This window comes from Rhabdothermincola sediminis (genome assembly GCF_014805525.1).
In the GTDB taxonomy this organism is placed as follows: Bacteria; Actinomycetota; Acidimicrobiia; order Acidimicrobiales; family Acidimicrobilacustridaceae; genus Rhabdothermincola; species Rhabdothermincola sediminis.
In genome coordinates, this window is sequence record NZ_JACFSZ010000004.1 from 110088 (window position 1) to 124360 (window position 14273).

Here is a 14273-nt window from a genome sequence, read left to right on the forward strand (position 1 = left end):
CGCCGGCGGCGTGCCCGTCCCGTCGCGCCCCGGCTGAACCGGGGTGGATCACCAGCGCGGGTCGTTCTCGAGCAGGCGGGTCAGTCCGGAAGCCAGCACCGGCTCGCTGAAGTAGAAGCCCTGGGCTGCCCCGCAGCCGAGGGCGCGTAGCCCGGCGAGCTGCTCGTCGGACTCCACACCCTCGGCGACGGTCTGCAGATCCAGCGCCCTGGCCATGTGCATGACCGCGGCGGCCACCGCTGAGCCTTCACCGTTCGCGTCGAGAGGTCCGACGAACTCCCGGTCGACCTTCACCACGTCGAAGGGGAAGCGATGCAGGTACCCGAGTGAGGAGTAGCCGGTGCCGAAGTCGTCGATGGCCAGTTGCACCCCGAGCACCTCGAGCTGCTGGAGAACGCCTAGAGCGGCATCGGCGTCGTCGATGAGGAGGCTCTCGGTGAGCTCCAGGACGAGCTGGCCGGGGGGCCAGCGGTGGCGGGCCAGCGTCCGAGCGACCATGCTCACCAATCCCGGAGCCATGAGCTGGCGAGGGGAGAGGTTCACCGAGATCCGGAACGACTCGGTGCCGGCCCGCTCGCGCCACGTGCTGGCCGCCCGGACGGCCTCGTCGAGGACCCAGGCGCCGATGCGGACGATCAGCCCGGTCTCTTCTGCCAGGCCGATGAACTCCGAAGGCGTGACCAAGCCCCGTTCGGGATGATCCCATCGGAGGAGTGCTTCGGCGCCGATGATCCGTCCGGTCGCCAGGTCGATCTTGGGCTGGTAGTGGACCCGGAGTTGTGCCCGCTCCACCGCGAGGCGCAGCTCACGGTCCATCCGCAGGTGCTCGGCGGCACGCCGCCGCATGCCGTCATCGAACACCTCGAGCCGGTCCCGGCCGCGGTCCTTGGCCCGGAACATCGCGGTGTCGGCCTGTTGCAGGAGCTGATGGCCGCTCATCGACCGGTCATGCCCCAGGGCGACCCCGATGCTGGTGGAGAGGAAGATCTGGTGCTCGATCGGTCCCCCGACGTCCACGCTCGTCGTGGTGGCGACCGGAACCGCAGCGAGCTCCCCGGCGTCGCCGATCCGCAGCGCGATCGTGAACGGCTCGGAGAGGGCCAGGTCGAGCCTGCTCGCGAATCGGTGGACGACCTCGATGTCCTCGACCCCCTCCATCACCACGACGAACTCGTCGCCGCCGAAGTGCCCGACCAGATCGTCTCCTCCCACCAGGGATCGGAGGCGTTCCCCGAACGCCACCAGCACCGTGTCACCCGCTTCGTGGCCCAGGCTGTCGTTGATCAGCTTGAATCGATCGAGGTCGATGAGCACCACGGCCACCGCCCCCCGGTCGTCAGCGCGGTCGAGCGCCGCCTCGACCCGCTCGACGATGGCCCACCGGTTCGGCAGCCCGGTCAGCTGGTCGTGGCGGGCCTGATGTTCGAGGCGGCGCTGGACCCGGTCGCGCTCGAGCGCGATGGCCGTGAGGTGCGAGGCCACGCCGACCACGTCGAGCTCCCGTGGAGTGGGCTCGCGTGGGTCGGGGTTGTACACCGCGATGGTGCCGAGCACCTCGGAGTCGTCCGTGTCCAGGATCGGCCGGGACCACGCCGATCGGATGCCTGCGACGAGGAACGGGCCGGGATCGGCGGCGGTGAGCGGATGGGTTCGGACATCGGGGACGATCACGGTCTCGCGGAGGCGGATGGCCTCCCCGCAGGTGCCGGCTACGCCTCCTGCCGCGGCAACCTCCAGGGTGTGCAACAACTCGGACGACGCGCAGGCCTGGGCATCGGCCGGAGCGGCGCGATCGAGGATGAACACCCCCGCCCGACCGCCGGTGTGGAACTCGATCATGCGGACGACCTCGTCGAGGATGTCGCGCAGGGAGGCATTGCGGGCGATCAGCTCGAGTACCCCTGCCTCATCGGACACGAGTGCTTCCGCCAATCTCACTTCGGTGACGTTGTGGGTGGTGATCACCACCGCGTCGACCGCGGGGTCATCGAGCTTGTTCACCGCCGTGTACTCGATGAGCTCCCATCGACCGTCGCGGTGATGGGTCCGGAAGACGTCGGTGATCGGCTCGCCGGGGTGGTTCAGCGCCCAGGTGAAGAGTTCCCGCGCCGTGGTGCGGTCGTCGGGGTGGATGAGGTCGAAGCCCGATCGCCCACTCCACCACTCGGCCGGGTAGCCGAGCACGTCGGTGAACTCACCCGTTGTCTGCTTGACCCGACCGGTGTGGTCGACCAGTGTCACCGTGTCGTTGGTGCTCTCCAGGAGCACGCGCCACTTGTGCTCCGCCTGGGCGACCGTCTCGACGGCCCGACGTTGAGCCGTGATGTCGATGGCGTACGCGACGATCGCGAGCGGGGTGCCGTCGTGAGCGGTGAGGACCGATGCCGAGCTGAGGGCATCGATCCGGGTTCCGTCCTTGCGTACCGGCCGGTATTCGACTGGGGGCACCGATTCGCCCTGGATCAGCCGGATCAGCGCTTCGGCGGCTCGTTCACGCTCCTCGGCAGGCAGGAACGGGACCTGTCGGCCGATGATCTCGCCGGCCTTCCAGCCGAACATCTCCTCGGCCGCGGGGTTCCACGACAGGATCCGGCCTCGGAAGTCGACCGAGTAGATGGCGATGGGCGCCTCCCGCACCAGGGTCTCGTCCGGCCCTGGCATCGGGAACGGGAGCAGTTCGGGACCGCGGGCGATTCCGGTGCCCGTGCCGTTCACCAGATCCTCGTGGTGCCCGTGATCGAGCGTCACTCGGTCCTCCCCCCAGCGTCGGCGCCGTCGCCCCCGGCTCCCCAGCCGTCAAAATCGACGCCGGGGAGAGCGTAGACGGCGGTGCCGCGGGGAGCCAGGGCGCCCGGACGGGGTGTCGTGAGCTGGTGGACCGACTGCTACGGTACGCACCCTGTTCGCCCGGGTAGCTCAGTCGGCAGAGCGGCTCACTCGTAATGAGCAGGTCAAGGGTTCGATTCCCTTCCCGGGCTCGTAAGGCTCTGACCAGGGGAAACGGCCCTGGCAGTGCAGGAGCGATGTGAGCACAACGCTCCGACACCGGAGAAGGTCGACTACTACGCCCACATCGACGAGGGCGACAAGGGCTGCTGCCTCTGCGCCCAGTGCCCTTCGTCCTACCCCCCGAGTAGCAGGTACGCTCAACCGGGTCGAACGGCCGTTCTGGTGGGTTGTGTGGTGCCTCAGGCGGTCGTACATTGCGCATCAATCCTCCCCACCTTTTGGGCTTCGCGCCTGGAATGGTGGGGATTTTTCATGCGGGAGTCAGGCAGTGCCGGACCGGCTCAGGGTGTTCATCGACTACCAGAACGCGTACATGCGGGCACGCGAGGTGTTCGGCAACGAGTCGACCAAGTACGACTTCACGTTCGGGCAGATCTACCCGCGTCGACTGGGGGTCCTGCTCCGGCAACGAGCTGAAGAGGCCGGGAAGCCCCGCACGCTCGATCAGGTACGCGTGTACCGCGGGGAGTCCGACGCGCAGCGCAACCCGACTGGGCAAGCGGCCTGTCAGCGCCAGCTCCGGTTCTGGTCAGCCCAACAGAGCGTCGAGGTGTTCACTCGCCCGCTCAACTACCGGCCGACGCGCTGGGAGAACGACAAGCCCGTGGAATGGGAGGTCCGCGAGAAGGGCATCGACGTGATGCTCGCGGTGGACATGGTCATGGGCGCGACCCGCGACGAGTACGACGTAGCCATCCTGATGTCAGCCGACACCGACCTGCTCCCGGCCGCTGAGGCCGTGATCGACACCGGGAAGTGGATCGAGTTCGCCGCGTGGCGGCCCGATGTGGGCTACGCCTCGCACCTCCGGATCGCCGGCCGCCGGACCTGGTGCCATCACCTCCGGCGCAAGGACTTCGAGATGGTCGCTGACCCGACCGACTACACCAAGCCCGTGCCCGGACCGCCGCCGACGACCTGACGGTCGACGACAGCGGATAACACCCACGCACAACGCTCGCCGCCGACCTGCGCTTCCGCAGGTGAGCACAGCGTTCAGGCCCGTATCACTCGTAATGAGCAGGTCAAGGGTTCGATTCCCTTCCCAGGCTCGTAAGGCTCTGACCATGCCACGCAGAAACCGGGACCGGGTCTCATCACCCACCGGCCTCGCCGGCGTGACCGGGCTCGATGCGACGCGGCACGAGGTAGCGGCCCACCAGCGGCAGGCGCACGAAGCCTTGGACCGCTCCGAACAGCACCGCGACCTGTGGCAGCGAGCGCTGGTCCTCGTAGACGATCACCCGCGGCACCCAGTCGGGCCGGAAGCGTCGGTTGAAGTCACGCAGCGACTTGACCTGGAAGAAGGGGTTCAGCGCGGAGACGAGGACACGCGCCACGCGCTGGCGGAGGGTGAATCGCACGTCGGATCCGAACAGGCGCCCCGCGAAGGCGAAGTTCATCGACAGGACCCGCTCCCCGCGATCGCGAAATGCGAACGCGGTGTTGGCAACGAGGAACTCGGTCATCCCGTTCCGTGTATCCGGATCGCGCCGCATCAGGTCCAGGGTGCGCCCCACGATCGGCACCGTCCCGCCGGGTTCCGGTTCGCCGTACACCGGCACCGCCCGCAGGAACCCCCCGACGCTCGCGTCGGCGCGGTGGTGCGAGATCGCGAGAAGGTACTGCTGCTCCTTGCCCTCGACGTCCTGGCCGAGCGCCATCGTGAACCCACGCTCGGGCGCCTTGCCCCGCCACCGCTCGCTGACGGCGTTGCAGGCCGCGACGGTCGCCGCACCGACCTCCGACTCGGCGACGAGCTCGAAGTCGTAGGTGCGGGCGACCCGGCCGACCGATTGCCGCACGCTCTTGTTGCGCTTGCCTCCGAGCGTGAACCTCGTGCAGTCGATGACGGCCTCGTCGCCGAGGTAGAGCGATCGCAGGCCCCGGCGCTCGTAGCGCGCGACCTGATCCTGCCGGACCGTCAGGAACGCGACGCCCCAACCGTGCCGGACGCACATGTCGAGGAACTCGTCGATGACCAGATCGATCGACGGCGCTGCACCGACCGGGTCTCCCGAGGCCAGCGCGTAGCGCGCGAGGTATGCGTAGACGATCATCGCGTCACCGTCGGACGAGAAGAAGTAGCTCTTGTCATGGCGGAGCGCGAAGTAGGCCAGCGTGTCCGTGCCGTACCGGTGGACGAGTCGCTTCGCGGCGACCCAGTCGGCCTCGGTCCGCGGCGTCGCTACGATCGGCCGGAAGATCAGCACCAGGGTGGTCACCAGGCCGATCGAACCGAGCGCGACGAGCGACATCGGGAACGCGACCCCGAAGAACCCCGGCTGGTACGTGTACTCCCCCTCGACGCCGATCAGGCCTTCGAGCACGCCGTCGCCGCGGTGACCGCCGTGACGCGTCGCGGCGACCGGACCGTCACCCGGGGGCAAAATGGTTCGGCAGCAGCGGTTCCCATCGTTCAGACCGGTCAGCCCAGCAGGTCCTCGGTGTTCTCCCTCGCGGCGAGCAGGGGCCGAGTCGGTCACGGGTCACGGACGGCGACGATACCGGCGCGGCGGTCGCCAGCTGGTCCAGCCGACGACGGTCAGGAAGGTCGAGGGTTCGACTTCCCGTCCCGGGCTCCGCGGCGGGCTCGTCGATCAGCCACGGTCGAGCGCCTCGATGATCTCGGAGGCTGCACCTCTCGACCAGCCGGGGGGTGTTCGCAGGAAGAGCCGGTCCAGCTCTGGCGTGGGCGAGGTGGTGAGAAGGCCCTCGACGGTGGCGTCATCGGCTCCGGCCGCCCGGAGCTCGGGCATGGCTCGCTGGATGCTACGGCGTACCCATTGGCAGTCGAGCGGGTGGGTGGCTCCGGCGGCGCATCGCTCCGTGGTCGCCGCGACCAGCGAAGGGGCCTCCTCGACCCGTCGGGCGAGCGCGGCGGTGAGGTCGATCTCCTGGCGATACCCGGGATCGGAGGACGATCGCACGTAGGAGCGGCCTCGTGCCCGGTCACCGCAGAGCGGGTCGGTCGTGGGGTCGGGCGGGTCGCCAGCGAGGCGGGCCAACCGGTACCGCGTGCCGAACGGCGCAGAGGTGACCCAGTCGTCGTGGATGTAGCAGGACCAGATCCCGTGCACCTCCACCACATCGGGCACCTGGACCTGCAGGAGGTAGTCGTCGAGGAGATCCGGGCGCGTGCGGCGGATCTCCGCGGCCACCGGGTCCCCGAGGAAGCCGAGGTCGACGAGGACAGCCGCCTTCTCGAACGAGAGCTTGCCGATGTCAGGTGCGGCGACGATCGTCCTCGGGAGCCCGGTGTCGTGCGCATGCTCGGCAGCGAGATCGAGCACCGCCCGGTGGTCCTCCACCGCACAGCACAGCTCGGCGTCCCCGGACCGCCAGGCCATCACCCCGACCGCCACCAGTCCGCCGCAGGCCAGCACCGTCGCCGCCCCGGCTGCTCGCCGAGCTCCCGCTTCCCACTCGGTGCGGAGTCTCGACGCGTTCGGAGGTGTGAGGAGCCACAGGGCCACGACCCCCGCACCCGAGGCCAGCAGGATCAGGCTCTGCCCTCCGATCCGGGGAGGATCGAGGCGGGCGGGACCGAGCACGAGCTCTTGGGCCATGGGCGCCATTCCCACCAGGAGGATCACGGCCCAGCTGAGCAGGCCCCCTGCCCGCAGGGCCCATCCGGCCGCCGCGAGCATCAGCAGACCGGCCAAGGCGATGACGAGCCGTGTGGGCACGTCGTCGAGGATCAGGCCGTCGGGGTCCGATGCGGCGACCAGGGCGATCGTGAGGAAGGCCATGCCCGCGAGCGAGGTCGCCACCAGCAAGCCGGCTTCTCGGCGCCATCGCCAGCCGACGCCCGCGAGCAGCGCGGCCACGGCACCGAGCGCCAGGAGACCGGTCAGCGACACCGAGGTCTTGCCCTGCACGATCGCCGAGTTCGGCAGGAGCGTGCCGAACGTGGCCGACCTCCAACCGTGGACGAGCGCCCAGATCGCGATCGCGATCCCGGCGACCCGGGCCGCCACGGCGGGCCGGTCGCGCCACAGCAGGTACGTGGTTGCAGCCAGCGCAGGCAGCAGGAACACGGCGAGCTCGGTGCGGGTGATGCCCGTGAGACCGAAGAGGATCCCTGCCGCGTAGCCGCGATGGGAGCGCTCACGGAGCACCCCGAGCGTGGTGGCCATCACGCCGAGCAGCAACGGCACCGTGATGCTGTTCTCCATCCCCGATCCGAACCACCCGAGCGCCACCCAGGTGCTCAGCCCCACGACTGCAACCGCGGTTCCGGCGACGAGGCGCGCCCGGGTCGGAGCGCCGGGCACGGCATGGTGCAGGAGGCGGGACACGAAGTAGCCGCAGAGGGCGAATCCGGCGAGCACCTGCACGTCGAGGAAGGTGTCCCAGCCCGAGCCACCCAGCCGGTAGTACAGCGCGGCGACGAAGAACTGCAGGGGCGCGGAGTAACCCTCGACCCGCTCGCCCGCCGCCGAGACCGACGGGACCCCGAGCTCCACCCAGCCCCGGGCATGCGACAGGGTGATGACCGCGTCGTCCCGCCACCGCCAGAGGGTCGGGTCGCGCAGGCCGAGCAGGAGGATGCCCACCGCGACCCACCCCAGCGCGCCCACCACGTCGATCGAGCGAGCATGGAGCAGGCCAGCACTCTGCCGCAGCCGACGAGCAGGATGAGGGTGGCGTCCCTGAGGAGGCTCCATGTCGGGTCGAACGTATCGTGCCGCCCGCGGCCCGTGAGGGTGAGGGGGTCGGGATGGGGTGGCTCCCGATCGAGCCTCGAGTTCCTGCTCAAGGATGCGTCGGGATCTGCCGATACCCGGGATGTCCCAACCCGATAGTGCACACACCGGAACCCCGGCCCCGTGCCGGGGTTCCGTCATCCCGACGGCGGGTAGGGTGGCATCGATGGCCGATCAGGCGAGGTTCGCGGAGCAGGCGATGGCGTACATGCCCTCGCTCTATGCCGCCGCCCTGCGCATGACCCGCAATCCTGCTGATGCCGAGGATCTGGTGCAGGAGACCTACCTCAAGGCCTACCGGGGTTTCAGCGGGTTCCAGGAGGGCACCAACCTCAAGGCCTGGTTGTACCGGATCCTCACGAACACCTACATCAACCTGTACCGGGCCAGGAAGCGCCGGCCCGACGAGCAGGAGCTCGACGAGGCTGAAGACCTCTACCTCTACCGCCGCCTCGGCGGTCTCGAAGCAGCCCAGGTCGGTCGCAGCGCCGAGGACGAGCTGATGGACTGGTTCACCGACGCGGAGGTGAAGGACGCCATCGAGTCCCTACCGGAGCAGTTCCGCATGGCGGTCCTGCTCGCCGATGTGGAGGGCTTCTCCTACAAGGAGATCGCCGAGATCCTCGACATCCCGATCGGCACGGTGATGAGCAGGCTGCATCGGGGAAGAAGGGCGCTGCAGAAGAAGTTGTACGAGTACGCGACGGGGCGAGGGCTGGCACCCCGGGACGCCAGTGACGAAGCGGTCGGGGAACAGGAGCCGGTGAGGACAGGTGACCGGGTGAGCGATGGGTGACCACCACCGAACGGACTGCAACGAGGCGCTCCGGGAGCTCTACGTCTTCCTCGACGGTGAGCTGACCGAGGAGCGCCGGTCGGTCATCGCCCGCCACCTGGACGACTGCAACCCGTGCCTCGAGGTGTTCGACTTCGAGGCCGAGCTGCGCCTGGTGATACAGCAAAAGTGCCGGGAAAAGGTGCCCCCCGAGCTCCGCCAGCGCATCGAGGAGACGTTGCGATCCCTCTCGACCGCACCCGATCAGCCACCCCGATGATCACCGGCCACGCCGGGTCGGGGTGGGCCGGCGGAATGTGTCGCGGCGGACGTTGCCCGTATGATCGTCCGCATGGATCCCGTCTTGGCCGTCGTGTGGCACTTCTGGATCGCCGTTGCGCTCACCGCGGGCGCGATCGGGCTCGTGCTCGCCATCGGCATCATGTACCTCAAGAAGGTCGAGATGCCGCGCTACCCGCGGGATTGACCTGGTGAGCGGCACGGTCGACTGGGCGCTGGCCGAACGGGTGGCCGTGCGTGCAGCCGGCCGGGAGCCGTTCGCCGAGAGCTACCACTACGCGTCGCTGGAGCCGGACTTCACGGAGTTCACCGCTCGGGCCGAGGACCTGGTCGAGCAGGCGACGGGGTTGCGGTCCCTCAACGGTGATGCCCGCGGGCGGGTCACCGACCGCGCCGGATGGGTGCGCGCCAACATCGCCTCTTTCCAGCGGCTCCTGCGCCCGCTCATCCAGCGGTTCGGCGAGCGGATGGCGGCGAGCCCCTTCGCGCCGATCACCCGAGCGGTCGCGGGAGCCGAGGTCGGGGTGATGCTCGGCTGGATGTCGAACCGGGTGCTCGGTCAGTACGACCTGCTCATCATCGAAGAGGAGTCACCCCACGACCAGGACCTCGTCTACTACGTCGGGCCGAACGTCCTGGCGCTGGAGAAGATGTACGCCTTTCCTCCCCGGGAGTTCCGTTTGTGGATCGCGCTGCACGAGGTGACCCACCGGGCGCAGTTCACGGGCATCCCCTGGATGCGTGAGCACTTCCTCGGGCTCGTGGAGCAGATGCTCGAGTCGGTGGATCCGGACCCCAAGCGCTTCCTGGCGGCGATCGACCGGGCCGTGGCTGCTGTCCGTCGAGGCGAGAACCCGTTGTCGGACGGTGGGGTCGTGGCGCTGGTGGCCTCCCCGGAGCAGCGGGCGGTACTCGATCAGTTGAGCGGGCTCATGAGCCTGCTCGAGGGCCACGGCGACATCACGATGGACCGGGCCGGTGCCGATCTCGTGCCGAGCGCCGGCCGGTTCTCCAGCGTGCTGCGCAAGCGCCGCCAGTCGGCCCAGGGCCTGGCCAGGCTCCTGCAGCAACTCGTGGGCCTCGAGGCGAAGTTGGCCCAGTACGAGCAGGGGGAGCGGTTCATCGAGGAGGTCGAGCGGGCGGGTGGGCCGTCCCTCCTCGAGCTGGCGTGGGAGCGGTCGGAGAACCTGCCGAGCATCGCCGAGATCCGCGAGCCTGCGACCTGGATCGCTCGGGTGGCACCGGCCCGCGTCGCTTGAGCGTGGGGAGATGGAGGGCGGGCTCGCCACCGAGCTGCTCGCCAGGTGTACGTTCCCGCCCCCCGGCACGCCCGTCGTGTGCGCCGTCTCGGGCGGCGCGGACTCGCTGTGCCTGCTCGTCCTCGCGGTGGAGGCGGGCTGCGTGGTCACCGCCGTCCACGTCGACCACGGGCTACGGGAAGGCTCCGAGGGCGAGGCCCGGGTGGTCGAGGCGGCCGCCAGGCGGCTCGGCGCGTCCTTCCGCGCCGAGCGGGTGACCGTCGAGCCCGGCCCGAACCTCGAGGCCCGCGCCCGAGCGGCGCGCCACGCCGTGCTACCACCCGGCGCCTTGCTGGGACACACGGCCGATGACCAGGCCGAGACCGTGCTGTTGAACCTGCTGCGCGGTGCCGGGCTCGATGGTTTGGCGGGGATGCGCCGTGACGGGAGGCGACCGCTGCTGGACCTGCGGCGGTGGGAGACCCGTGCGCTGTGCGACGAGCTGGGACTCGAGGTGGTGGACGATCCGAGCAACCGCGACCCGTCGCTGCGGCGCAACCGGGTGCGCAACGAGCTCCTTCCGCTGCTCGGGGACATCGCGGGTCGGGACGTGGTGCCGATCATCGGCCGGCAGGCAGACGTGGTGCGTGCCGCGGCTGAGCTGCTCGACGAGCTGGCTGCCGCCGTCGACCCGACCGACGCCCGGGCGCTGGACGCCGCGCCTCCGGCGCTCGGCGCGATCGCGGTGCGCAACTGGCTCCGAGGTTGCTCACCTGACTGGCATCCCCCGCCTCTGGCGACCGTGGAGCGCGTGCTCGCGGTGGCCAGAGGCGAGGCGACGGGTACCGAGGTCGGCGGCGGCTGGCGCGTCGACCGCAGCGGTCAGCGCCTCCGACTCCACCGGGCGAGCACGGGCGTCGAGCGGTAGGGTTCCGCTCGCCATGGAGCCGAGCGATCCGGACCGTGAGAGCAGCGTGGATCCGCACCTCGGAGAGGTCATCGTGCCCGAAGCGGTCCTGCAGGCGCGGATCGCCGAGCTCGGTAAGGAGATCACCGCCGACTACGAGGGCCGGTCACCGCTGCTGGTCGGGGTGCTGAAGGGTGCCTTCATGTTCATGGCCGATCTGGCCCGCCGGATCGATCTGCCGGTGGAGTTCGACTTCATGGCCGTGTCCTCCTACGGCAGCGCCACCAAGACGAGTGGGGTGGTCCGCATCGTGAAGGACCTGGACCTTGACCTCTCTGGTCGGCACGTGGTGCTGGTCGAGGACATCGTCGACAGCGGTCTGACCCTCAACTACCTCGTCAAGAACCTCCAGGCACGCCATCCGGCGAGCCTCGAAGTCTGCGCACTGCTGCTGAAGGAGGGGCGGCAGAAGGTCGAGCCCGACCTGCGCTACATCGGGTTCCGGATCCCGGATCAGTTCGTCGTGGGCTACGGCCTCGACGTGGCCGAGCGCTACCGGAATCTGCCGGACGTGGTCGCGTACCACGGTGGCATCACCTGAACGGCGGGGACCGGGCGGAGGCGCCTGCCGGTCGGCCGCCGGTAGCCTTGGCGGGTCGTGAGGAAGCATCTGTCCCGCCCCGTCGTGGTGACGGCGATCGCGCTCGGCGCCGTGCTGGCCATCGCGCTGGTCGTCGTCCTTCGTGACGGCTCAGGCCCGGAACGGCTCGATCTGGGTGCGTTCGAGGCCAAGTTGGCGGACCAGCAGGTGGCCACGGCGACGATCAAGGATCGCGACAACGTGGTCTCCGGGAAGCTCACCGACGGCACCGGATACAAGGTCGTCTACCCGGCTGAATACGCGGACGAGCTGACCCAGCGTCTCATCGAGGCGGGCATCGAGACCGACGCCGACGCCCAATCCCGATCGGTGTGGGCCGATGTGGCCCTGCAACTGTTGCCGGTGATGCTGCTCATCGGGGTGTTCGGCTACCTGCTGCTGGGCATGCAGGGTGGGCGGCCCAACTTCGGCCGGGCTCGTACCCGCCGGCCGTCGAGAGACGCGCCTCGGGTCACCTTCGCCGACGTGGCCGGGGCCGACGAAGCCGTCGAGGAGCTCCGGGAGATTCGTGACTTCCTCGAGAACCCTGCCAAGTTTCACGCCATGGGGGCCACCATCCCGAAGGGCGTGCTGCTGTACGGGCCTCCGGGCACGGGCAAGACGCTCCTCGCTCGTGCCGTCGCCGGGGAGGCCGGGGTGCCGTTCTTCTCCATCTCCGGTTCCGACTTCGTGGAGATGTTCGTCGGGGTCGGCGCCAGCCGGGTACGGGACCTGTTCAACCAGGCCAGGAGTGCGGCGCCGGCCATCATCTTCGTCGACGAGATCGACGCGGTCGGTCGCCATCGGGGCGCGGGCTACGGCGGTGGTCACGACGAGCGGGAGCAGACCCTGAACCAGTTGCTGGTCGAGATGGACGGCTTCGACGCCGCCAGCGGGGTCATCCTCATCGCGGCCACGAATCGGCCGGACATCCTCGATCCGGCGCTGCTGCGCCCCGGCCGGTTCGACCGTCAGATCGTGGTCGATCGCCCTGATCTGGAAGGCCGGCGTGCCATCCTCGGGGTACACACGCAGGGCAAGCCCTTGGCGGAGGATGTGAACCTCGACATCATCGCCAGGCGAACCCCCGGGTTCACCGGCGCCGACTTGGCGAACACGGTCAACGAGGCCGCGATCCTCTCCGCCCGCCGGGGGGAGAGCTGCATCACCATGGCCGACCTCGAGGAAGCCATCGATCGGGTGGTGGCAGGCCCGGAGCGCAAGACCCGGGTGATGTCGGAGCGGGAGAAGCGGGTGATCGCCTATCACGAAGGTGGTCACGCGCTGGTCGGCCACGTGCTGCCCAACGCGGATCCGATCCACAAGGTGTCGATCATCGCCCGCGGTCGGGCCCTGGGATGGACCCAGGCCCTGCCGGTCGAGGACAAGAACATCCGGTCCCGCTCGGAGCTGCGTGACGAGCTGGCGATGTTGATGGGAGGCCGCACTGCCGAGGAGCTCATCTTCGGCGACCCCACCACGGGAGCGATGAACGACATCGAGCGGGCGACCCAGATCGCCCGGGCGATGGTCACCCAGTACGGGATGAGCGACGCGCTCGGTCCGCAGCAGCTCGGGATGAGGACCACCGAGCCGTTCCTGGCGCGCGAGCACGGGCACGAGGTGAACTACAGCGACGCGATCGCGGCGGCGATCGACACGGAGGTGCGGCGGCTGCTGGACGAGGCCCATGACGAGGCGCGGGAGATCCTGACGTTGCACCGGGCCACCCTGGACCGGCTGGCTGACGCCCTCGTCGAGCAGGAGACCTTGGGCGATGTCGAGCTCATGCGCATCTTCGCCGATCTCGACGCGCCCGGCACCGAGCACATGCTCCCGGCGGATGGTGTGAGGGGCGCGGGCAGTGCCATGGGCGACAGCCTCACCGCCGCCGAAGCCGAACCTGGCCCGACCGAGAACCCCGATGGGGGCCCACCCCGCTTCCGCGACGCATGACCGAGCCCGACGTCACTCCGCCCTCCGCCACCACAGCGCTCCCGGCCGAGCCGGTCGACGGTCCGCGGATCGAGCGCGCGGTGCGCGAGATCCTGCTGGCGATCGGCGAGGATCCCGACCGCGACGGCCTCCGGGACACCCCCGCCCGTGTGGCTCGGCTGTACGCGGAGGTGTTCGCGGGCTTGCGGGAGGCACCCGATCACCATCTCAAGGTGGTGTTCGAGGCCGATCACGACGAGATGGTGATGGTGCGCGACATCGCCCTCACGTCGATGTGCGAGCACCATCTGGTGCCGTTCATCGGCAAGGCGCACGTGGCCTACATCCCCAACGACGATGGCCGGGTCACGGGTCTGTCGAAGCTGGCCCGCTTGGTCGACGCGTACGCCAAGCGACCGCAGGTCCAGGAGCGGCTCACGACCCAGATCGCCGACGAGATCGAACGGACCCTCCAGCCGAAGGGAGTGCTGGTGGTCATCGAAGCGGAGCATCTCTGCATGTCGATGCGCGGGGTACGAAAGCCAGGGGCCACGACGGTCACCTCCGCGGTGCGGGGGCTGTTCCGCGACAACACGGCCACGCGATTCGAGGCCATGCGCTTCATCGAGCGGGGCTGACGCCGGCGGCGAGCTCACCCTGGCCATCCGCTCCCGTTCTGGCAGGTCGCGTTCTGGCAGGCCGAACGCGTGCTGGAGCACGCGTTCGGCCTGCCAGAAGCGAACGCGATGGGGGAACGGGC

General features: G+C 69.4%; 12 protein-coding genes and 1 tRNA gene. 10 read left to right on the forward strand and 3 right to left on the reverse strand.

Annotation, left to right across the window (positions count from 1 at the left end; all coding sequences use genetic code 11):
• Window positions 1-48: 48 nt before the first annotated feature.
• The gene (locus tag HZF19_RS04600) at window positions 49-2748 is read right to left on the reverse strand and encodes a sensor domain-containing protein (protein ID WP_208027577.1); all 2700 of its coding nucleotides are present in this window, start codon (window positions 2746-2748) and stop codon (window positions 49-51) included.
• 157 nt (window positions 2749-2905) lie between these two features.
• Between HZF19_RS04600 and HZF19_RS04605 the strand changes: the two genes are divergently transcribed.
• A tRNA-Thr gene (locus HZF19_RS04605) sits at window positions 2906-2978 on the forward strand.
• A gap of 299 nt (window positions 2979-3277) precedes the next feature.
• Complete coding sequence (locus HZF19_RS04610; protein ID WP_208027578.1) at window positions 3278-3931, forward strand: NYN domain-containing protein; 654 nt, start codon at window positions 3278-3280, stop codon at window positions 3929-3931.
• A 175-nt stretch (window positions 3932-4106) separates the two neighbouring features.
• Here HZF19_RS04610 and HZF19_RS04615 read toward each other — a convergent pair whose 3' ends face one another.
• Together HZF19_RS04615 and HZF19_RS04620 are read right to left on the reverse strand one after the other, a co-directional pair.
• Window positions 4107-5339, reverse strand: coding sequence for a bifunctional lysylphosphatidylglycerol flippase/synthetase MprF (locus HZF19_RS04615; RefSeq protein ID WP_208027579.1), 1233 nt, complete (start codon window positions 5337-5339; stop codon window positions 4107-4109).
• 270 nt (window positions 5340-5609) lie between these two features.
• Window positions 5610-7679 (reverse strand): glycosyltransferase family protein, encoded by a 2070-nt coding sequence (locus tag HZF19_RS04620; RefSeq protein ID WP_208027580.1) that lies wholly within the window; start codon window positions 7677-7679, stop codon window positions 5610-5612.
• 205 nt (window positions 7680-7884) lie between these two features.
• Between HZF19_RS04620 and HZF19_RS04625 the strand changes: the two genes are divergently transcribed.
• From HZF19_RS04625 to folE, 8 genes are all read left to right on the forward strand, one after another.
• A complete protein-coding gene (locus HZF19_RS04625; RefSeq protein ID WP_208027581.1) occupies window positions 7885-8514 on the forward strand; it encodes a sigma-70 family RNA polymerase sigma factor in 630 nt (209 codons plus the stop codon).
• The gene (gene rsrA, locus HZF19_RS04630) at window positions 8507-8773 is read left to right on the forward strand and encodes a mycothiol system anti-sigma-R factor (protein ID WP_208027582.1); all 267 of its coding nucleotides are present in this window, start codon (window positions 8507-8509) and stop codon (window positions 8771-8773) included. Before HZF19_RS04625 ends, rsrA begins: the two co-directional genes overlap by 8 nt.
• Window positions 8774-8845: 72 nt before the next feature.
• Window positions 8846-8980, forward strand: a complete 135-nt coding sequence (locus HZF19_RS16770) for a hypothetical protein (protein WP_268962762.1) — start codon at window positions 8846-8848, stop codon at window positions 8978-8980.
• Window positions 8981-8984: 4 nt separating this feature from the next.
• A complete protein-coding gene (locus HZF19_RS04635; RefSeq protein WP_208027583.1) occupies window positions 8985-10052 on the forward strand; it encodes an Rv3626c family coenzyme F420 biosynthesis-associated protein in 1068 nt (355 codons plus the stop codon).
• A 10-nt stretch (window positions 10053-10062) separates the two neighbouring features.
• Window positions 10063-10959: a tRNA lysidine(34) synthetase TilS gene (gene tilS, locus HZF19_RS04640; protein WP_208027584.1), complete on the forward strand. Its 897-nt coding sequence runs from the start codon at window positions 10063-10065 to the stop codon at window positions 10957-10959.
• Window positions 10960-10972: 13 nt separating this feature from the next.
• Complete coding sequence (gene hpt / locus HZF19_RS04645) at window positions 10973-11539, forward strand: hypoxanthine phosphoribosyltransferase (RefSeq protein WP_208027585.1); 567 nt, start codon at window positions 10973-10975, stop codon at window positions 11537-11539.
• Window positions 11540-11596: 57 nt separating this feature from the next.
• Window positions 11597-13534, forward strand: coding sequence for an ATP-dependent zinc metalloprotease FtsH (ftsH, locus tag HZF19_RS04650; RefSeq protein ID WP_208027586.1), 1938 nt, complete (start codon window positions 11597-11599; stop codon window positions 13532-13534).
• Complete coding sequence (folE, locus tag HZF19_RS04655) at window positions 13531-14151, forward strand: GTP cyclohydrolase I FolE (RefSeq protein WP_208027587.1); 621 nt, start codon at window positions 13531-13533, stop codon at window positions 14149-14151. The genes ftsH and folE overlap by 4 nt, the downstream gene beginning before the upstream one ends.
• The last annotated feature ends 122 nt before the right edge of the window (window positions 14152-14273 follow it).